Below are 22,193 nucleotides of genomic sequence, written 5' to 3' on the forward strand. Positions count from 1 at the left end.
GCTGCTCGCCGAGGCCAGCCACGCCGTGGCCGCCGAGCTGCCGATGCTTCCGGCCGGCTGGCCGGCCAGCGGGGACACGGCGGGCTTCGCGCGCCGGCTGTCCGACATGACCGAGACGGTGCACGACCAGGTTGCCGACGAGCACGGCGCCTTGCTGGACGCGTTCGGCGTGCCGGACGATCCGCTCGCGGTGGTGCGCGACAGCTGGCAGGAGCTGACCCGGCGCCGGTTCGGCCTGGTGCACATGGACCTGCACCGGGGCAACATCCTCGTCCGCGAGAACGACATCGCCGTGCTGGACTGGGAACTGGCGCTGTACGGCGACCCGGTCGCCGACCTCGCGAACCACCTCTACTACATGGGCTACTCCGACGCCGAGCACGCGAAGCTGATGGAGCGCTGGACCCGGTTGATGCCCGCCGAGGCCATCGCCGGGTGGGAGGAGGACCTGCCGCGCTACCAGAACCACGCCTGGATCAAGTCGGCCCTCGTTGACACCGCGCGGGTCGCGGAGGCCTTCGCCGACACGGCGACCACCGACGCGCGCAAGGACGTGCTGGTCGCCGACCTCACGGCGAAACTGAACAAGGCGCACGAGCTGTGGGGCACCGGTCGCCGGTTCAGCGAACCCGCGGTGCGTGCGCTCATCGAGGAGCACACCGGCGGCACCACCGCGGTCACCGAGCTGCCGGAGCTGCCGTCCGGCCCGCTGGAGGTCTCGCCGGAGACGGTTCGCTGGGTCGCCGCGCGGGCGGGTCTCGACGCGACCGGTGTCGAAATCGGGATGGTGCAGGACGCCGAGCTGGCCCGGACGATGCGGGAGGAGGGCCAGAAGGGCGTCACGCCGACGCACCTGGGCGGCGGGGTGATCTGGCTGATGCCGGAGGCGTTCGAGTCGGTCGAGACGCTGGTCCGAGTGCTGGCCCACGAGCTGGCGCACGCCGCGCAGCTGCGCGCGGGGGTCGTGCCCACCAAGCCGTTGGTCGACGCGCTCGAGCGCAATGCCGAAGCGCACGCGGATGCCGCCGTGGACCGCCTGCACGGCCGCCCCTCGCGGCCGCCGGTCGCCGAGCCGGACCAGCTGCCCGATCCGGGCGACGGCGAGCCGGTGAAGTACCTGTTCCACGGCGGGCGTCCCGCGCCGTCGGAGGACTTCGCGGCCGACCGGTCGGTGCGGGCGCAGCTGCGGGAGATGCGCACCCTCGCGGAGGCGCACCAGCGTGGCTGGGCGGCGCTGGCCGCGGTTCCCGCACGGGCGGACGACCCGATCGCGGCGATGCAGCGGGCCGAGGAACTGGCGGCCCCGATGATCGGCCTGCTGGACGCGATCGGTCCGCGCGCCGAGCGGTTGTCGCGCGAGCTCGCCGAGCTGGTGGCGCGGCGCGAGACCGGTGCGAGCGAGGCCGACCTCGCGCTCACCGAGCGGTACCGGCGGCTCGCCGGCCTGCTGGAGCAGATCCGAACCGCCCGGGACGACCACCAGGCGCAACTGGAACGTGCCGCGGTCGCGCTGGCGCAGCACACGTTGTGGAGCCAGGTCGTCGAGCAGGAGCGGGCGAGCGGCCGGCCGCAGCCGGACGGCGCCTCGGCGACCATTGCCGAGCAGCGCGCCGAAGCCGCGCGGTCGCGCCTGGAACGCGAGCTCCAGCGCGCCGAGGAGCTGCACGTCCCGTTCGCCGCCGCCCTGTCGGAACTCGCCGGGGAAAACCAGGCGCTCGACCGGGTGTACGCGGAACACCCGCGTCTCGTCGCGCACGGCGAGGACATCGACCCGGAGCAGGACGCGCCCCGGGCGCTGCGCCCCGACCCTGTCGGCACCAGCGGCAAGCTGACGGTGGCGGGACTGTCCGAACGCGACCTCGCCGCCGTCCAGCGGTTGTTCGACCTCGCCGAGCACCACCAGCGGATCGTGCGGTCCCTGACCGCGCAGGATCTGTCCGGCGCGAGGGCTCGCGACTTCGCGGACAACCCCGACCCGGCGGTGCGGCAGGCGGCGGCCGAGCTCCGAACCCTGGAGGACGAGCTCAAGCGCCTGGTGAGCGGTGACGCGGCGGGCCAGGACCACGGTCTCGGGCTGAACAAGGCGATCAGCCGCAGCGACGCGAGGTTCAACCTCCTCGAGGACGTCCTGCTGACGCACCCCCGCTTCCGCGGCCGGAGCACCGACGCCTTCGCGATGCTCAAACTGCTCGCGCAGTTGCGCACCGCGGAGGAGCACCCCGCGCCTGGGTTCGCGCACTGGCTGTCCAGCCTGCGCGAGAAGGGCCTCGGGTTCCCGGGCGCCAAGGGCGTCCTGGACGACCGGATCTATCACGTGTCGGTGACGCAGACCGACCAGTTCCCGGTCACGTCGCTGTACACCCCCGTGCACGAGCAGGAACCGCCCGACCGGCTCGCCGCCGTCGAGCGGTACTACCACAACGTCGACAAGGTCGACTGGTGGTCGGGCACCGAAGAGTCGCGGGGCGGCCGGCTGCCCCGCGCCGGGTTCACCCTGCAATCCATCGTGGGGCCCTCGCTCGCCGAGATCGAGGCGGGGACGCACCCGCTGGCCGCCGAGTTCCGGTTGCGCAGGAAGGCCGACTGGATCGAGGACCGGTTCGGGGTGACCATCTCCACCGCGGAGGACCTCGAGGAGTACATCCGGGAGCACGGTGATCCCACCGAGGGTGTGGACCTGCCGATGCCGGCGGCGGTGCCGGTGCGGTGGGTCCACGCGGCCCAGTCGGTCGTCGCGGTGCGGCCGGACGCCACCCGCGGTGAAGCCGACGACGCCCGGGACCGGATCCTGGAGGCACAGGTCTCCGCCTACCGGTCGGAGCTGCCCGACGCCGTGGTGCAGATCCGCGCCGCGCTCATGGCGCAGCTCGGCGGTGGTGCGGGTGTGGCCGCCGGGACGCTCGCGTCCCTGCTGGCCGGCCAGGGGCTCAGCACCGTGTTCCTCGTCGGCCGCGGGGTCTACCTCGGCTGGTCCGTCGTCCTCGGCCCGGTCGCGGACTACATCGCGTACGCCAACCTGATCAACGCGCTGATGGACTTCGCGCTCCAGGACGCGGCCCTCATGCGCGGCGGCATCGGCCCCACCGCGACTTCGATCGCCGAGGGTGCACGCGAAGCCGCCACGGCGCTGCAGCCTCTGGCCGAACTCACCGGCAACCGGATGCCGGACGTGCCCCCGGCCGAGCTGCCCGCCCGGCTGACCACCGCGGAACTCGCCGAGTTCCAGGAACTGGTCGGGCAGGCAGGCGCGGAGATCGCGGCGCAGCTGGCGGCGGGCGAATTCCCGGAAACCTACCTGTACAGCACCGATCTGCAGCGGACGTTCGAGCGGATGCGGTCGGCGCGCTGGGAGGACGAGCGGATCGCCGCGCGGGACGCGGGCAAGCAGTCCGTCCGGGACGCCGGCACGCTCGTGCTGGAGCTGCCGAGCGGCGAGACGCTGAAGGTCTCGCTGGTGGTGGGAGGTCTCGAGCGCTCGTACCAGATCCTCAAGGGCGGGCACGTGCCCACGCTGGAGCAGCGCTACTGGATCGGCGTCTCGCCCAACACCTACTCCGCCGGGCCCGACGCCATCCGGGCCGCCGTGTCCGAGCAGCTGGTCGACGTCGTGGTCAAGGGCGAGCAGATGTGGATCCAGCCCAGCCTGGCGACCCTGGCGAAGGAGCACTTCGCGACGTTGCCGATGGAAGCCGCGATCACCACCGCCTTCAACCTCGCCGCGGGCAGCCCGGAACTGATCGCACCGCTGGTCGCAGGCAGCGGCGGAGCCCGTGGCGGCGTCGTGAAGGCGCGGCACCGCAACTGGCTGGACCTCATGCTCGCGTACAAGCTATGGGAGGACGGTGTCCGGGCACAGCAGGGGTTCCAGGAGATCATCGGCGTCGGCGCCAAGATCCAGGCGGCGGACACGGCGCTGCGGTTGATGGACGCCGCGCACGGGATCGTCCGGGGCGTGCGCGCGGAGATCGACGCGCACCTGCCCGCGGAACCCGCGCGGCCACTGGCGCCCGCTGAGCCGGCCGCGCTGATCGCGCAGGCGGCCGGGGAGATGGTCCTCCGTGCCGCGAGCCACCCCGGGGTGAAGGCTGTCCGGTTCCTGACCGCGGAGGAGATCGCGGCCGAAAAGGCGGCAGCCGCGCACGAGGCGGCCAAGAACGCGGTCGCCGCCGCGGAGGAGACCGGCGAGGCGGAGCTCGCCGCGGCCCGGGCGGAGGCAGCAGCGGCGGAGCGCGTCGCCCGAGAGACGGCGGTGGCAGCGGCGGAGCAGGCGAAGCGGAAGGCCGCGGGCGAAGCGTTCACCGAGGAGGAGATCGCCGCGGCGATCCGCGACGGCGACGGGCTGACAGTGATCATCACCGCCAAACCGCGCCCGCACACCCCCAAGCTGCCGGGCGAGCTGCGGATCACGATCGGTGTCTCCGACGAGCTGCCCACCACGGCCGCGCCGATGACGAGCCACACCGGCATCTACAAGCGGGGCGCGACCGACGTCCGGGAGTTCCTCACGTACCTGCCCGCGCAGTGGGCGGGCACCCTGCCCGCGGACGACCTGGCGCGGTCGGTCCACCGGCAGATCGACGACCTCCTCATGCGCGAGCGCTACCTGCATCGCAGGAGCAGCAGGCAGCTCGCCGCCGCCGCGTTCGGGCAGGCCGCGGGCAGTGGCGCGGTGAACGCCGCGGTCAGCCTCGAACAGGGCAACACCGCGGCCGCCGGGCAGTCGGCCGCGGAGGCCGCCCAGCGGACCGCGGACGGCGCCATGAGGTTCGTGACCACCCGCGCCACCGTCGAGCGGTTCGCGGTCAAGGTGCGCAAGGAAATGCCCGGCGCCGGTGCCACGCCGCGGGCGATGGACGACGTGGCGTGGGCGACCGCCACCGAGGCGCAGGCGGCGGAAACCCGCCTCCGGGCACTGCTCACCGCCCACCTCGACGACGCGGTCCTGGGCGCGAAGGCGCGGGAGATCCTCGACCGGCGCGGCCCCGAACCGGTCCCGCCCGGGACGTTGCTCGAAGAGATCCGCCGGATGCGCGAGACCGGTGAGCTGACGCGCCGCGTCCGGCACCTGGCCGACGCGGAGGACCGGGGCGACAACCAGCTGCTCCTGAAGGTCGACCGGCTGTCGCGGCCGGGCCCCAAGGAGCTGTTCGCCAAGCTGCGCGGCGCGCACCGGCAGCACCTGTTGTTCCAGTTCGTGCCCGGCGAGCCCGGCGGCGCGACGCGCGTGATCCGCAACTCCGTCGACTCGAGCTTCGTCGTCATCGGCGAGGACGTGGACGCCGCGCTGGACCTGATCTCCCGGATCACCGAGGTGTTCCACCGCGGCGCGTTCGGCATGCCGAGCGGGCGTGCGCTGCTGGTCAACGAGCTGGGACCGGGCAACCTCGGCAGCGCGATCAGCCGCGGCACCACCGAAGGGATGCGCCCGGACCCGAGGCCGCGCAACTTCGCCCTGCACGTGCTGGCGGGCGGCCTGTCCAGCTGGGCGAACCAGCTGGTGAACAAGTGGTTCGGGCGCGGGGATTTCATCGCACTCGACCTGTTCCGCCGCGGCTACGCCTACGACGGCGTGGTGATGTCGGCGGACCGCGACCAGCTCGCGCACTACCTCGCGCAGCGGATGGCCGAGTACAGCCGGCGCCAGGTGCTCGACCTGCTGGAGTTCGCCGAGGAGGCGGGCTGGCACGAGCCGCAGACGGTGGCGCAGCTGCGCGAAGTCCTCGAGGACGGCACGCCGGCGGCCGAGGTGTTCGCGCGGCACGGTGTCAGCGCCGAGCAGCTGGAGGAGGGCTGGCGGTGGTCCGACCTCGACCGGCACGTGCGCGAGGCCGGGTCATCGGCAGCGGAGGGGCACCAGAACGGGGAAGGAGACGGCGATGACGACGCTGCAGGTGACCAAGGTGGACGATCTGGCGGCGTTCCCGGGGATCCGGCTACTGGGGCCGGAGGACGGGGAGCCGATCGAACCGGGGCTGACGCTGACCGACTCGGCGACTGGTCGCGTCTGGACGGTTCTGTCCGTGGAGTTCCCGACACCGCTGGCGCGCCGCAACGGGTGGACGACGGTGCTGCTGCGACGGACGGGGGAACCGGCGCCGGCCGTGGGGACGATGTTGAGCAACGAGTCCGGCACGACCGCGAGCAGCTCCACCTCGCACTGACCGCTCTCGCGCGGCTGCTGCCCGAGTTGCACCTGTCCCGGACGGACGGGGAGCTGCAAGCCCACCTGTCGGGCGTGCCGATCGTGGTGGACTACAGCGACGCCAGGACCCGGCGCGGTCCACGTCTGATGCCGGCGTTCGCCGGAAGTCCCGCCGGGCCGTCCGCCACCATCCGGCTCGAGCTGGACCCCGGCACCAGGCGGGATCAGGCCATGCTGGAGCTCGCCGGCCCGCTCGGCGAGGCGCGGCACGAACTGCGCCACGAGACCCGGCTCGAGCGGCTGCGTCGCGGCAGGTTGCGCGGCCCGGACGAGGCGACGGCCGTCGACGCCCCGCTGGCCGGACGGCTCCTCACCCTGGACGTGCTCGCGCTCCAGCAGGCCGAGGCCGTCGCCGAGCACGGGGACGGGGCAGTGAGGGGCGATCTGGCCGAGCAGGCCGGGGACATCGTGATCGCGCTGCCCGAGGGCCGGGATTTCGACGCCATCGCCCAGGCGCACTTGCAGCCGCTGACCCGCGCTCTGCTCGCCGAGCAGGAGGACCTCCTCGACCTCGCCACCCGCGAGGAGCTGCGCCGGCTGACGACGGAGGAGCAGCGCAGCCTTCCGGAGCCGGAGTGGGCGGCGCACAACGTCGTCCGCGGCGAGGTCCGCGCAATCACGCGCGAATCGCCGTTCCCGCCGGCGCGTGCGTCGCGGGTGCTCGGTGAGCGCGGTGGCCTGGTGCCCTCGCCCGGCTCGCGGCTGGCGATGGCGCAGGCGGTGCTGAGCGAGGACGGCGAGCGCACCGCGGACGACCTGGCACGTGCGGTGCGGCTGCTCGCGCCGTGGCCGGCCGATCCGGCCGGGCCGCTGGCGCACGCCGACGCCGCGATGGTGCTCCACGACTACTGGATCGGCCTCGACATCGACGTCGCGGCGCGGCGGACGTTCGACGGGTTCGCCGACGGCGACCCCGGCAAGCCGCTGGGCAGCGAGCCGGTCGGCCGCATCGAGGACCGTGGTGGACGGTTCCAGCGCCTGGTCGACGTGCGTCGGTTGGATCCGGCTCAGCGGGCCGAGGCGATCGACGCCGCCTACCAGACAGTCGTGAACGCCCTGGCGCGCACCAGCGGCAACGCGTTCGCCTACGTCGTGGTGCACCGGGCAGGCGCCGAACCGCACGTCACTGCCATCGCCGCCCGCGACGGACAATCACCGGTGTTCCTCGACCCCGCGCACGGCAGGTCCGCGTCCGAACCGTTGTACCGGCACGAGGACGGCGTGTACGCCCTCGACGTCATCGTTCACGGCGGACCGAGCAGGTCCGCGGCGGTGGCCGCCGCCGTGCCGATCAACGGCCTGGAGCTGTCCGAGCTCAGCTCCCGTCCGCCCACCCGGAGCTACCTGGAGGCGATCCCCCAGGCCGATCGCGGCGCCTGGAAGAGCCTGGCCGAGCAGATCCACGTCCTCGAGATGATCAACGACGATGTCGCGGCCCACCCCACGTCGTTCCCGCCCGAGGTCGCCGCTCTCTACAATTCGCTGGTCGACGACCGGCCTGCCCGGCTGCAGCTGCGGGCCCTCGCGCACACGACCGGCGACCCGGCCGCGTTCGCGATGGCGGTGCGGAGCCTGCAGAACACCGCCCGGTCGCAGGGAATCCCCGTCGCCGAGCTGCTCACCAGGATGTGGGAACGCGAGCTCGGGGTCCTGCCCACCGGCGTGGTAACCGCGACACCGATCCGGTACCCGGCGAGCAAGATGTCCGACGAGGAGTGGATCTATCACGTCCTGAAACTGATCGACGCCGAGAAGCTGACCCCCGCCCAGCTGCTCCGCCTCGGCGAGGTACGGCCAGATCTGCTCGCCCTGCTGAACTCCACGCACGGCGCCGCGGACACCAGCGCCGAGGTCGACGCACCCTACGACGAGCCGGGCGGGCTGCGGCCGGTGATCGCCCGCGCCCTCGAGAAGGTTGCGGACACTATCAGCGACGCGACCGGCGCGTTCCTGAAGAAGGTGCACCCGAAGAAGTGGGCCCACCTGTTGTGGCGGCCGGGGATTTCGGCGTTCGAGGCGTTCCTCGCCGCCCGGTCGATCTACCACCTCGGCGTCCCCAAGCTCCCCGCGATGGTCGCCTTCCAGGGCATCCGCGACGGCGAGCCGTTCGGCTCCGAGCTGGGCGCCGCGGGCCGGGTGGAACAGGTCACCGGCGCGCGGTTCCGCACCTATCCCGGCCAGGATCCGGGCGTCGACGCGCCGAGCGCGATCGAGTTCGCCCTCCGGGACAAGCCCGGGGCGATCGCCGTGATGCTGCACCGGCTCACCGAGGATCCGCACGGGCCGCACGCCGGGGTCGTCGTGATCAACCACGACGGCACGCTGTACTGGCTGACGGACGAGGTGATCAGCGGCAAGCGCGTGTCGCTGCGGCCGCCCACGATCCGGGAGGTCGCCGACCGGACCCGCGAACGCGCCACACGCATCGCGAACGCCGCACAGTCCGCCGTGGCGACCGTTGAGATATACGCGAAGTACGGGATCGGCCCGCGGATCCGGCCCAGGCAGCTGCTGCCCCAGGAGCGCATGACACGCCGCCCTGACTATCCGACGCAGTACGGAACCGACGTGCTGGCGATCGACGGCGACGGCAAGCCGGTGCCGCTGCGCGGCACGCAGCGGAGCCCGATCAGCCAGCTCCCCCCGACCGCCGAGTACGTCCGCGCGGCGCAGGACCACGAGCTCGCGGAGTGGGTCACCCGGGCGGTCGGGCTGGCCACGTCCGAGGTCCAGCCCGAGCAGCTGGGCGAGCTGGGCGAGGTCCACCGGACCTTGACCGATCCGCGGGCCCGGCGTCAGCTGGTCGCCTGGTTCCACGCGGTCAGCGGCGATCAGGCCCTGCTGCGGCGCGGCCTGGAGACCTTCCGCGCCCGCGCCGTCGACGCGAACCCGGACGTTCCCGCGGAGCAGGCTGTCGAGGAGGCGCTGGCGGCGGAGTGGGAGCGTGGTCTGGGGGCGCTACTCCCGGACGAGCTCTCCCCCGGCGCCGCGCGGTACGCCGCGCCGCGTGATCTGTCCGCCGGGGCCGAAGGGACGCCGCTGGAGCTGCCGGACGACGCGGTGCGGGCGTTCGCGAAACAGACTCCCGTGCTCGCCGAGCTCGTCCGGAAACATCACCTGCGCCGGCCCGTCGGCCAGGCGGTCGATTTGCGGCGCTACCAGCCGGCTGCGCGGGGACGGATTCCGTCCGCCGAGCGGAGCAGCGTCGCGGACCCCGCCGTGCGGCTGGCTCAGGACCAGGCCGCTGCCCGGGCCGGCTACACCGCGGCCAACCAGGACAACGGCGAAGCCCTCGCGCTGCTGGCGGACCACGAGTTCTACTACATGCCGGACAAGAGCGGCATGGTGCTCGTGCACCGGGCGTTCGGCGAGCTGCTCGACTCCGTTCTCTCGCGTCAGGACCCGCGCCACCCGGCCAATCCGTATCCGCTGGTGTACCGGCCGATGATCCGGAGCGCGGAACAGCCGCACTGGCCGTGGCGTCGCGACGAACGGCCGTTCATGGAGACGCTCGACCCACGCCGGCTCGAGGCCGAGGGGAGCCGCACCGGTGTGGCTTACCAGGTGCTGCGGGCACTGGCCGGAGCGCGGCCGGAGATCATCCGGCAGCGCCTGGTGACGGAGATGCCCAGCACCGGTGATCACCTCGTCCGGTTGCACCTCCCCGACGGAGTGCGCGAGCTGGCCGTGCCGAACGAGTTCCAGATCCCGCCGTCGCCGTCCGCTCCCCGGTGGATGCTGGCCGTGGAGAACGCGCTCATCCACCAGGGTCTGATGGCCGCGCCGCGCTTCGGCAACGCCGACCACGTGCAGCGGGTGCTTGGGGCCGTGTCGGGCCTGGAGATGACCCAGTCCCACCTGCCCGCCCTCGGCGCCACCGTCGCCGCGCTGGAGAACCTGCTCCCGGCGCTCGCCGACGCCAGGATGCCGCTGATGGCGACGATGCCGCAGGTCAAGCACGGGGTGTATGTGGCGGCCACGCCGGTGTGGGAAGACGGCGAGATCCGGCTGGACATCCCGGACCTGACCGTCCGGCCCACCATCGGAGTGTTCGCCCGGATGCTCGAGCTCGGCGCGCCACTGGTGCACGGGGTTCCGCCGCTGCCCGGAGAGGCGCCACCGCCGGTTCCGGGCGAGGCGCAGTCCGTTCCGCCGGTGCCGGCCAACGCCGACCCGGGCATCAACCCGGTCGCGCCACGCACGCGCCGCCGCGGCGAGGACTGGGCGGTGTGGAACCGCTTCGACGAAAACCTGCGCGGGGCGGATTCCGCCGGTGTTCCCGCTCCGGGCAAGGCGCAGGTCCACCAGGAAATCCTGAGCATCGTCAACGGCGCGGACCGCGACAAGGCGGCGGAGTTCCTCCGCACCTACTGGCGGCAGATGGGCGCCGACGGCGTCTTCCCGCGCCTGAGCACCTCCGTCAAGTACCGCGGGGTGGAGGTCCCGGTGCTGCGACGTCTCGCCGACGGCAGGTTCGTCGTGCACGACACCGAGGCGCCGCCGGTGAAGTCGGAAACCATCGAGGGCAGCCGCAAGGTCGGCCGCCGCGACACGTTGCCGCCCGCGCGGCGCGCGGAAGCGGACCTGCTCGCGGCCGGGCGGCCCAACCTCCAGGAGTACCTGGCCGAGGCGAACGACGCGATCAAGGGCACGCACCGGCCGGACAGCCGGTTCACCACGCCGCTGGACAAGTTCGACCAGGCCGGGTTCAACGACCTGTCGAGCAACCACTGGAACAACAAGCTCGGCGACATCGCGGCCGAGCACGCGGTGCGCGACCTGCGCAAGGAGTACCGGGAGTCGGGCCGGGGCGACCTGCGGCCGGTCAAGGTCCCGGACCGGGGCGCCAACCACTTCGACTCCGTTTACCGCGACGGCAACGGCGACTACGTGATCGTGGAGGCGAAGGGCCCGAGCGCCGGGCTGAACGTCAACGGCGGCTACGAGCAGGGACACCCGCAGTACGTGCGCAACATCCTTGACGCGATGGAGAAGCGCGGCGGCTACGAGGGCCGCGTCGCCAGGGAGATGCGCGCCCAGCTCGACAGCGGCCGGCTGCGTTACTTCCGCGTCAATGCCGAGGTGGCCAAGGCCGACCTGAGCGAGTACACCGAGGACGAGCTCCGGGCCATGCCGGCCGCGGACCGCCCGGTCGACATCTACGCCGGGTACGTTCGCAAGGAGTTCGACCTGAGCATCACGACGACGAAGCCGGCGGTACCGTGAGACCCGACGCCGGTGGTGCACCGCGGACCGACGAGCAGAAGGAAGTGTCTGGAGTGGACTTTCAGTGGCGCCCGGCCAACGAGGTCGAGAGCGGCATGCTGGCCGCGCTGCAGGACAGCGACAGCCGGCGCTACGCCCAGCTGCTGCGCGACGCCCCGCTGTACGTGCCGGCCACCCCGGAGCCGGGGGACCCGTGGCCGATCAGCCTGCCGATGCCCGAGGGCAACCACGTCATCGTGTTCACCTCGGAGGAGTCGCTCGACTGGGCGCTCGGCGGCGTGGTCGACAGCTGGCGCGAGACCACCATCGGCGGGCTGCGCGAGTTCCACCCCGATCACGCCCAGCTCGTGGTGAACCCGGGCATCCCGATCGGCGTGTACCTGGTCCTGGGCGAGGTGGAGGACCTGGCCGAGGGGCGTCAGGAGCTGGTCCCCGTCGAAGACGTGCAGAACGCGATGGTCGACGAGGTGCTGGGCGAGGTCCGCCGCCTGGTGCTGGAGGAGCTGGGCGGCGACGCCGAGGCCGCCGCGGCGCTGCAGCCGGTCAACGAGCTGGAGGAGCGACTGCGCGAGTCGGTGTCCGAACTGGACTTCGACGCGTTCCTGCTCGCGCTGATCGGCGCCGACGTCGTGCTGCCCGCCACCGAGCCGGTCCCGGACCCGGCGGTGATCGAGTCCGGTGAGTTCCCGTGGCGGATCCTCGGTGACGACGAGACCCCGGTGGTGCCGCTGTTCAGCTCGGAGCAGGTGCTCGACGTCGTCGCTCCCGGCGGCGGCCCACGCGCCACTGTGTCCTTTTTGGACGTCCTGCTGAACTGGCCTGGCGAGGACCACGTGCTGTGCTTCAACCCCGGCACGAGCATGGAACTGACGTTGCCCGGTAGCAGCGTGCCGGAGCTGGTGTCGGCGATCGCGGAGGCGGCGGCCGCCGGCGGCTCCGCCGACGGCCTATCCGGCAACGGCGCCGCACCGGGAGCCTGACCTGGGCTAACCCGTGCCGCGCACGGCCTCCAACAGGTCGTCCAGCGACAACGTCCGCAGGTCGTCCCTCGTCGGGCGCTGACCCAGCGAACGCAGCCGCGTCGACTGGGACTTGCGCATCCGCTCCAGCAGCTTGCGCGCCTCGCGGGCGTTGCCGAAGTTCTGGTCGCGCTCCATCTGCCCGAACCACTCCAGCAGTGCCACGTCCAGGTCCTGGCCGAGCAGGTAGTCGTCGCTGCGGGCCATGTGCAAGCTGATCGCGACAAGTTCCTCGGGGCTGTAGTTCTCGAAGACCAGCGTCTTGTTGAACCGGGACGCCAGACCGGGGTTGGCGTCCATGAACTTCGCCATCTCGTCGGTGTAGCCCGCGACGATCACGGCGACCTCGTCGCGGTGGTCCTCCATCAGCTTCACCAGCGTGTCGATGGCTTCCTGGCCGAAATCGGCGCCGCTGCCGCTGGAGCGGGACAGCGTGTACGCCTCGTCGATGAACAGCACGCCACCGCGCGCCTCCTCGAACGCCGAGGCCGCCTTCTCCGCGGTGTGACCGATGTACTGGCCGACCAGATCGCGCCGCGAAACTTCCTTGAACCGCCCGTTCGGCAGGATTCCCAGCGCCTTGAGCAGCTGGCCGTAGATGCGCGCCACCGTGGTCTTACCGGTGCCGGGCGCGCCGGCGAACACCAGGTGGTTGCTGACCGTGCCGACGGACAACCCCTCGCTGCGGCGCCACTCGTTGACCTGGATCTCGTCGATCAGCCCGCGCACCTCGGCCTTGACGCTCGCCAGGCCGATCATGCCGTCGAGCTCGCCGAGCAGTTTGTCGACGGTCTCCAGGTCCTGGTGGTTGCCCGTGGTCGCGACCGCGCCGACCGGGACCTTGCCGCGCGCCGGATCGCCCTCGCGGACCTCGGTGCGCGCGCCGTCGGCGAGGTGGATGCCCGGCACGGCGGTGTTCTCCACGCGGCAGTCCTCGATCACGCCGCCGCAGCCGCGCCCGACGCTGATCCCGACGCCCTGCGTGTCGTGCACCCAGCACGTGCTGATCGTTGGCGAGCTCTGGTCGGCCACCGCGACCCCGGCGTCGCCGGTCTGCGAGACGTCGCAGCGGTCCAGGCTCGAGTCGCCTGCCTGGTACATGTACACGCCGCGGAACCCGCACCCGGCGATCGTGGTGTGCTGGACCTTCACCCGCGCGCCGAGTCGCAGGATCACGCCGTCGTCGGCGATTTCACGGATCTCGCAGCGGTCGATCACCCCGTCCGACTCTTCGATGACGATCCCGTACTGGGAGCCGGTGACGTGGCTGTTGCGGATCTCGATGCGGTCGGCGGCCGCGACGTCGATGCCCGGCGCGAACCGGGCCGTCGCCGTGCATTCGACGATCTTCACCTGGCCGCCGCGCACGCGGATGGCGGCGTGCTCCTCGGAGGTCAGCTTCAGCCCGATCAGGTCGACCCGGCTGTCGGTCACGGACACGACCGGCTGGTCGGGAAACGGCGAGCTGATGGTGACGCTGCCCGGCTCGCGCGCCGACAGCGTCACGTGCTGGCGTGTGATCGAGATCGGCTCGGGGTACTCACCGGGAGCGATCGAGATGACCGCGCCGTCGTCGGCCGCTTCGAGCGCGTCGCGGATGGTGGGCAGGGCGCCGCGCTGGTCCGGGGCGACGAAGAGGGTGCGTGGCATGGCTTCCGTGGTTCGGCCGACTAGGGTTTGCAGGACAAAAGGTACCCCAGAGAGGCAAGCACGCGTGGAACCTGTGTGGCAGCCGGACAATGAAATCGAGCACGCACTGCAGGCCGCGCTCGCAGACGGGGACGGCCGGCGCTACGCGCAGCTCCTGCTGGCCGCGCCCGTGTACCTGCCCGTGCTGCCGGCGCGCGGCACCCCGGAGTGGGAGGAGCTCGTCGGCCTGCTGCCGCTGGAGCGCGAGCACGTCCTGGTCTTCACCTCGCCCCGGTCGATGGCGGCGGTACTGGGGCCCTTCGCGCAGGAGCACGTCCAGACCACGTTCGCGGAGATCAGGGGGAGCTGGCAGCCGGGCAGCTCGCTGCAGCTGGCGATCAACCCCGGCCTGCCGATCGGCGCGGTGCTGGCCCCGGACGCGCTGATCGCACTCGCGGAGGGACGCGAGCAACTGGTGGCCGCGGCCGACGCGGAAGAGGCCGCGTTCGAAGAGATGCGCCGCCGGGTGCGTGAGCTCGTGCTGGAGGAATTCGGCGCGGGACGGGAACCGGGACCGGTGCCGGCTCCGTCGAACGCACTGGAAACCGCCCTGGTCGCCGCGGTCGGCGGGCAGGACGAGAACGCATACCTGGAGGCACTGGTGAACGGTCAGGTGGTCGTCGCGACGACCCGGCCCGTCCAGGACTCCGATGAGGACCTGCCCTGGCGCACCGCGGGGAGCGGGGACTTCCCGGTCGTCGCGCTCTTCTCGTCCACCGCGATGCTCGACCGTCTGGCGCCCGGGCAGCCCTACGCCACCGTGCCCTTCCTCGGTGTCCTGGCGCAGTGGCCGGACGAGTCGCACGTGTTGTGCTTCAACCCGGGCGCGGAAACCGAGCTGATCCTCACCGGCGAGGGCGTGTTCGACCTGGTCGAGGTAGTCGCCGGGGCGCTGTCGCCCGGTGGGGGCGGGGACTAGCGCCAGGTACCCCGGTTCTGCTTGCTTTTCCCGTGTCCGTTCCACCCTGTCCACGGAAAGGTGCCCACCGTGTCCGCGAACCCGTCCCGCCCGGTGCGGTACCGGCTGCTGGGCCCGATCGAGGTGTCGGGGCCGGACGGGCCGGTGCGGCTGGGCGGGCCGAAGCAGCGCTCGGTGCTCGCGGCGCTGCTGCTCAACGCCGGGCGCGTGGTGCCGGACGAGCAGCTGTTCGCCCTGGTCTGGGGCGCCGCGCCGCCGGCGACGGTGCGTGGTCAGGTGCAGGTGTACGTCTCCGAGCTGCGCAAGCTGATCGGCGCCGACGTGATCAGCAGGCGCGCGCCGGGGTACGTGATCCAGGTCGGGCCGGGTGAGCTGGACCTGCACGAGTTCGACGAGGCCGTCGACAGGGCGCGCGCGGACCTCGACGCCGGTCGCGTCGCCGACGCGGCCCGGCGGCTGCGCGTGGCGCTGGACCTGTGGCATGGGCCGGCGCTGGGCGGGGTCACCCAGTCGCTGCTCGACCGGGAGGGCCCGCCGCTCGCGGAGAAGCGGCTGAGCGCGCTGGAGGACTACTTCGACGCCGAACTCGCCGCGGGGCGGCACCGCTCGGTGGTCACCGAGCTGCGGCAGGAGGCCGAGGACAACCCGTTCCGCGAACGCCTGCAGGCCCTGCTGATGCTCGCGTTGCACCGCTGCGGCCGCACGCCCGAGGCGCTGGAGGTCTACACCGCGGTCCGGTCGCGGCTCATCGACGAACTCGGCGTCGAGCCGGGCCCGCTGCTGCGGGACACGCAGGTGCGGCTGTTGCGCGACGAGCCCGAGGAGGGGCCGGTGCCGCGGCAGCTGCCCGGTGACGTGCCGCAGTTCGCCGGGCGGATGCGTGACCTCGCGCGGCTGGACGCGTTGCTGCCGCTGGACGGCAGCGGGGACCGGCCGTCGGTGTCGGTGGCGGTGGTCAGCGGTGGCGCCGGTGTCGGCAAGTCGGCGTTCGCGGTGCACTGGGCGCACCGGGTGCGGGAGCGGTTCCCGGACGGGCAGCTCTACGTCAACCTGCGTGGCTTCGATCCCGGCGCGTGCGCGATGAGCCCGGCGGAGGCGGTGCGGCGGTTCCTCGACGCGCTCGCCGTTCCGGCGCAACGGATCCCGGTGAGCGTGGAGGCGCAGGTCAGCCTGTACCGCAGTCTGCTGGCGGACAAGCGGGTGCTGGTGGTGCTGGACAACGCGCGCGACGCCGAGCAGGTGCGCCCGCTGCTGCCCGGCGCGCCCGGCAGTTTCACGCTCGTGACGAGCCGGAACCAGCTGGCCGGGCTGGTCGCGGTCGAGGGCGCGGCGCCGGTGAGCCTGGACCTGCTGTCCGACGCGGAGGCCCGAGAACTGCTGGCGCGGCGGCTGGGGGCGGACCGGGTGGCGGCGGAGCCGGAGGCGGTCGCCTCGATCAACACGTTGTGCGCGCGGTTGCCGCTGGCGCTGGCGATCGTGGCCGCGCGGGCGGCGACGAACCCGGGGTTCACGCTGGGGGAGCTGGCCGCCGAGCTGTGCGCCGCGCGCGGTGGGCTGGACGCTTTCGAGGGTGATGACGCGAGTTCCGATGTGCGGGCGGTGTTCTCGTGGTCGTACCACGCGATCAGCGCGGAGGCGGCCCGGTTGTTCCGGTTCCTCGGCCTGCACCCGGGGCCGCACGTGACCGTCGCGGCGGCGGCGAGTCTGCTCGGGGTGTCCCGGGTGCGGCCGCTGCTGGCCGAGTTGACGCGCGCGCACCTGGTCGCCGAGCGCGCGCCGGGGCGGTACGCGTTCCACGACTTGCTGCGGGCGTACGCGATCGAGCTGACGCAGGAGGAGGACGCGGAGGCGGAGCGGACCGCGGCGGTGCGGCGGATGTTCGACCACTACGTGCAAACGGCGCACGCGGGCGCGGCGGCGCTGAGCCCGCAACGGGAGCCGCTGGCGCTGGAGCCGCCGTCGGCGGGTGTGGTGGTGGAGCCGCCCGCGGACGCCGGCGCCTGGTTCGCGGCGGAGCACCCGGTGCTGGTGGCGGCGATCGACCGCGCGGCGGCGACCGGGTTCGACACGCACGCGTGGCAGCTGGCGTGCGCGTTGAGCCACACGTTCGTGCGGCAGGGCAGGCACTGGCTGGGGGAGCCGCGGACGTACGAGGTGGCGCTGGAGGCGGCCGCGCGGCTGGGGGATCCGGTCGCGCTGGCGCACAGCCACCGGGGGCTCGCGGTCATCCTGACGGCGCTGGGGCGGGACGAGGAGGCGCGGGCGCAGCTCGATCGGGCGCTGGACCTGTTCGAGGAGCTGGGGGACCTCGGGTACCAGGCCGATGTGCGGCAGGGGCTCACGTGGGTGTGCGATCGGCTCGGGGATTACGCCGAGGAGTTCCACCACGCGCGGCGGGCGCTGGAGTTGTTCCAGGCGGCGGGGAACCGGTACGGGGCCGCCAGTGCGCTGAACAACATGGGCTGGAGCTGTGCTCGGCTGGGGGATTACGAGCAGGCGCTGGCGCACTGCAAGGAGTCGATCGCGGTGCAGGCCGAGCTGGGGAACCTGGTCGGTGAGGCGAACGCGTGGGACAGCGTCGGGTACGCGCAGCAGTCGCTGGGAAACCTGGACGAGGCGGTGCGCTGCTACGAGACCGCCGTGGGTCTGTATCGCCGCCACGGAAGCCGCTACTACGAAAGCCGAACGCTGAACCGCCTCGGCGACGCACACCTGGCGCGAGGTGATTCGGCCGCGGCTCAACGTGCTTGGCGGGCGGCGCTGGAGTTGCTGGAGGAGCTGGGGTCGCCCGACGGGGGCGAGATCCGCGCGAAGCTGGGTGGGGTTTCGGAGTGGTCGGCGTAGCCGCTGCGGTGGCTGGTTCGGGGTGAGCTGCTGTGGTGGCTGGTTCGGGGTGGGCTGCTGTGGTGGCTGGTTCGGGGTGGGCTGGCTGTGGTGGCTGGTTCGGGGTGGGCTGGCTGTGGTGGCTGGTTCGGGGTGGGCTGGCTGCGCTGACTGGTTCGGGGTGGGCTGGCCGCGGTAGCTGGTTCGGTGGCTGAGCTGGCCGCGGTGGCCGGTTCGGTGGCTGAGCTGGCCGGTTCCGTGGTGAGTGGACAACTGCCGCGCAGGTGGTGAGTAGACCAACCGTCGCGCGCAGGTGGTGAGTGGACCAACCGTCGCGCGCGGGGCGCCGCGCAGGCATGACCGGTCCCTTCATCGCTACGCGAGTGCCACTTTCATGGGGCGTTGGGGGTATCGCTGATGCCGGGAAGGATGAACGGTCCGTTCATCGCCGCGCGAGTGGCTCTTTCGTGCGTCGGTGAGGAAGCCACTCGCGCCGGGAAGGCCCGCCGGGAAGGCCCGCCGGGAAGGCGTGGATGGTCCCTTCATCGCTGCGCGAGTGGACCTCTCGTGGAGCGCTTCCGGGTGCGCTGATGCCGGGAAGGGATGAACGGTCCGTTCATCGGCGCGTGGGTGGCGACCTCGTGGGTTGGTGGTTGGGCCAACCATGCCGGGAAGTGATGAATGGTCCGTTCATCGCCGCGCGAGCCACCCCACCCACCCCGACCCAGACAAACCAACCCCGCCCCAACACATGATCACCCTCCGCAACCACCCCTCACCACCCGCACCCACCAGGCAACACCTGCGTTAACCCCAAGCAACCAACGCAACCGCCACACCCCTTCGAAGCATTTTCGAAGCGGAGTTTGTAACTCTGTCGGAGTAACGCGGGAACGGCTTGGCGCACCAGTGCGTCCCAGGCTGCGAACGACGAGATCGGGGCGGTGAACGAATGAGCGACGGTTCGCGGAGCCGCTTGGGCGCGCTGGTCCAGGGCTTCCGCCGGCGCGCGGGCCTCACCCAGCGTGAGGTCGCCGACCTGGCGGGGCTCAGCGTGGCGGGCCTGCGTGACGTCGAGCAGGGACGTGTCACCCGGCCGCGCGTGTCCACTCTGCGCAAGCTGGGCGATGTGCTCGGTCTGTCCCGTGTGGAGCTGGGCGAACTGCTCCGCGAGGCGGGCAGCGAGCAGGCCACCGGCGGCGGTCTGCGGGTCGAGGTCCTCGGGCCGCTGCGGGTCATCGCGGACGGCGAACCAGTCGACCCGGGCTCGGAAACCCAGCGGACCCTCCTCGCGCTCCTCGCGCTGTCCCCGAACGCCCCCGTCGGCCGGGACGCGCTCGTCGAAGCCGTCTGGGGCGACCAGCCCGACCACGGCACCGTCGACCTCCTCCAGTCCCGCATCTCCCGCCTGCGCCGCCGCCTCCAGGGCGACCCGGAGAGCGGCTTCATCGTCTCCGCGCGCGGCGGCTACCAGCTCAAGGTCGCCGAGGGCCAGCACGACCTGCTCCTCTTCCGCCAGCTCGTCGCCCGCGCACGGCACGTCCGCGAGGAGGGCGAACTCGCCGAAGCGTGCGGTCTCTTCGCCGAAGCCGTCGGCCTCTGGCGGGGCGAACCGCTCGAAGGGCTGAGCGCCCTGGACTCCCACCCGATCGTCGTCGCGCTCGTGCGCGAGTACCGGGCCGTCGTCGTGGAGTACGCGGGCGCCGCCTCGGATCTGGGGCGCTACCAGGAGGTTCTGCCGCTCCTGCAGCGCGTCGCGGAGGCCGATCCGCTGCACGAGGCCGTCCACGCGCGCCTGATGATCGCCCTCGCCGGCAGCGGGCAGCAGGCCGCCGCGCTCGACGTGTTCGACACCCTGCGCCGCCGCCTCGCGACCGAACTCGGCGCGGACCCCGGGCCGGAACTGGCCACCGCCTACCAGCGCGTCCTGCGCCAGGAGGTCGCGCGGCCGGAGTTCGCCCCGGTCAGCGCCCACCGCCAGCTGCCGCTCGACACCGCCGACTTCAGCGGCCGCGAAGCCGAGCTGACCACCCTGCGTGACGGGCTCCGCGCGATCGACGGCGGCACCGCGGTCGGCATCGCGCTCATCGAAGGCATGGCCGGCGTCGGCAAGACCCGCCTCGCCGTGCACGTCGCCCACCAGCTGCTCGCCGAGGGCCGCTACGGCGACTGCCAGCTCTACGTCGACCTGCGCGGCCACTCCGACCAGCCGCCGGCCGACCCGGCCGCGGTGCTCGCGTCGTTCCTGCGCCTGCTCGGCGTCCCCGGCGACCAGATCCCGCCGAGCCTCGACGAGCGCGCCTCCCTCTACCGCGACCGCGTCTACGGCCGGGATGTGCTGGTGCTGCTGGACAACGCGGCCAGCGAGGACCAGATCCTGCCGCTGCTGCCCGCCGGGCCGACCAACCTCGTCCTGGTCACCAGCCGCCGCGCGCTCGCCCTCGACGGCGCCCGCACCCTGCCGCTGGACGTCTTCACCCCGGCCGAGGCCCGCGAACTGCTCGTCCGCGTCGTCGGAGCCAAGCGGGTGGAGAGCGAACCCGACGCCGCCCGCCGCGTCGGCGAACTGTGCGGCTGGCTGCCGATGGCCGTCGCACTCGCCGCCCGCCGCCTCCAGTCCCGTCCGACATGGACAGTCGCCGACCTCGCCGCCCGCTTGGCCGAGACCGGTGACCGCATCGACGAACTGGCCGCGGGCAGCCGACGGCTGCGGGCGGTGTTCGAACTGTCCTACCAGGCCTTGGCGGCCGAGGAACAGCGCCTGTTCCGCCTGCTGGGCCTGCACCCCGGCGCGGACTTCACGCCCGAGTCGGTCGGCGCGCTCGCCGGGCTCACCCCGTCGCGGGCGAGGTGGCTGCTCGACCGCCTCGTGGACGAGAACCTGGTCACCGTCGTCACCCGCGACCGGTACCGGCTGCACAACCTGCTCGCCGAGTACGCGCGCGGCCTCGCCCGCGACAACGAGCCGGAGCCGGCCCGGCGCGCCGCGATCACCCGCGTGCTCGACTTCTACCTGCACACCGCGGCCCGCGCGACGCAGCTGATCTACCCGGCCAAGCACCTCCCGCTCACCGGGGCCGCGCCCGCCCACGGCCCGGTGCTGCCCGACCGCGAGGCGGCGAAGCGGTGGCTGGAGGCCGAGCGGCCGTGCCTGATCGCCGCCGTCAGCCTGGCCGCCGAACAGGGCTGGCCGACGCACGCCTGGCAGCTGACCCGCTGCCTGCGCGCGTACCTGTACCTCTACGGCTACAGCCACGACCACGACTGGGTGCACACGCACGAGGCCGCGCTGGCGGCCGCGACCGCGGCGCAGGACCGCGTCGGCGAGGCGCACACCCGCTCCGACCTGGCGGCCGCGTACCTGCACCACGGCCGCGCCGCCGACGCGCGCGAGCAGTTCCTGCGCGCGATCGACCTGCACCGCGCGAACGGCGAGCGCGAACTGGAAGCCACTTCGCTGACCGCGCTGGCCGTGCTCTGCCACCGCGTCGGCGAGTTCCCCGAGGCGCTGCGGCTGTTCCGCACGGCGGGCGTCCGCTGCGCCGGGGACCCCCGGCTGGAAAGCGCTGTCGCCGCGAACCTCGGCGCCACGCTGGCCACGCTCGGCCGGCTCGACGAGGCCGTCGACCAGTACCGGCACGCGCTGGTGCTGTCCAGGCAGGCGGGCGACCCGGACGGGGAGAGCGGCGCGCTGGCCGACCTCGGCGACGCGTGGCGGCGGCTGGGCAGGCACCGCGAGGCGATCGAGCACCTGAAAGAGGCCGCCGACCTCGCCGAGGCGCACGGCCTGGAACCGCGGATCGCCTACGCGCGGCACCGCCTGGGCAACACCTACCGGCAGACCGGCCGGTTCGACGACGCGCTCGGCAACCTCAACGAGGCGCTGCGGATCGTCCGCACGGTCAGCGGCCCGGCGACCGAGAGCGAAGTGCTCATCGACTTCGGCGGCGTGCACCGCGACATCGGCGACCTGCTCACCGCCGCGGACCTGGTCGAGGCCGGGCTGCGTGCGGCGATCAACCGGGGCGAGCGATACCAGCAGGCGCGGGCGCTCAACGAACTGGCCGAACTGCACCGCTGCGCCGCGCGAGCCGGCCTGGCGCAGGACTACTGGCGCCGCGCCTACGCCCTGTTCGACGAACTGGGCACGCCAGAAGCGGCCGAGCTGCGCGACTTCACCGGAGACCGCTGGCCCGTCACGTCCGTGGCCTGACCCCGAACTCCCGGGCCGGCCATCGCCTGGCCCGGGACCAGCGGACACGCCGAGGCGCCGCCTCGCCTCGGCGTGTCCGCCACTCACCGGGAATTCGAGCGC

The 22,193-nt window shown here is 72.8% G+C and carries 6 protein-coding genes (1 of these 6 only partly in view); 5 read left to right on the forward strand and 1 reads right to left on the reverse strand.

Translation table 11 applies throughout. The annotated features are described in order from the left end of the window. Positions 1–11,428, forward strand: the end of a protein-coding gene (locus ABZ193_RS09960) for a hypothetical protein (protein WP_354709583.1). 41,471 nt of this gene lie to the left of the window's left edge; only the last 11,428 of its 52,899 coding nucleotides appear in the window; its start codon lies beyond the left edge, outside the window; it ends in the stop codon at positions 11,426–11,428. A gap of 53 nt (positions 11,429–11,481) precedes the next feature. Further along, positions 11,482–12,408: an SseB family protein gene (locus tag ABZ193_RS09965; protein WP_354709584.1), complete on the forward strand. Its 927-nt coding sequence runs from the start codon at positions 11,482–11,484 to the stop codon at positions 12,406–12,408. Positions 12,409–12,414: 6 nt separating this feature from the next. On the opposite strand, the gene ABZ193_RS09970 is transcribed toward ABZ193_RS09965, so the two are convergent. Beyond that, positions 12,415–14,097 (reverse strand): right-handed parallel beta-helix repeat-containing protein, encoded by a 1,683-nt coding sequence (locus ABZ193_RS09970; protein ID WP_020416787.1) that lies wholly within the window; start codon positions 14,095–14,097, stop codon positions 12,415–12,417. Between the two features lie 64 nt (positions 14,098–14,161). On the opposite strand from ABZ193_RS09970, the gene ABZ193_RS09975 reads away from it, so the two are divergent. The 3 genes from ABZ193_RS09975 (at position 14,162) to ABZ193_RS09985 (ending at position 22,091) form a co-directional block, all read left to right on the forward strand. Further along, the gene (locus ABZ193_RS09975) at positions 14,162–15,055 is read left to right on the forward strand and encodes an SseB family protein (RefSeq protein WP_237336809.1); all 894 of its coding nucleotides are present in this window, start codon (positions 14,162–14,164) and stop codon (positions 15,053–15,055) included. Between the two features lie 69 nt (positions 15,056–15,124). Continuing rightward, positions 15,125–17,899 carry a BTAD domain-containing putative transcriptional regulator gene (locus tag ABZ193_RS09980; protein WP_354709585.1) on the forward strand — a complete coding sequence of 925 codons (2,775 nt, stop codon included), beginning with the start codon at positions 15,125–15,127 and terminating at the stop codon, positions 17,897–17,899. 931 nt (positions 17,900–18,830) lie between these two features. Further along, positions 18,831–22,091: a BTAD domain-containing putative transcriptional regulator gene (locus ABZ193_RS09985; RefSeq protein ID WP_354709586.1), complete on the forward strand. Its 3,261-nt coding sequence runs from the start codon at positions 18,831–18,833 to the stop codon at positions 22,089–22,091. The last annotated feature ends 102 nt before the right edge of the window (positions 22,092–22,193 follow it).

The organism is Amycolatopsis sp. NPDC006125 (assembly GCF_040614195.1).
Taxonomy (GTDB): domain Bacteria; phylum Actinomycetota; class Actinomycetes; order Mycobacteriales; family Pseudonocardiaceae; genus Amycolatopsis_E; species Amycolatopsis_E tucumanensis.

Coding starts and splice junctions, on each gene's coding strand:
- ABZ193_RS09970 (WP_020416787.1), bottom strand. CDS start 14,097: ATGCCACGCACCCTCTTCGTCGCCCCGGACCAGCGCGGCGCCCTGCCC.
- ABZ193_RS09985 (WP_354709586.1), top strand. CDS start 18,831: ATGAGCGACGGTTCGCGGAGCCGCTTGGGCGCGCTGGTCCAGGGCTTC.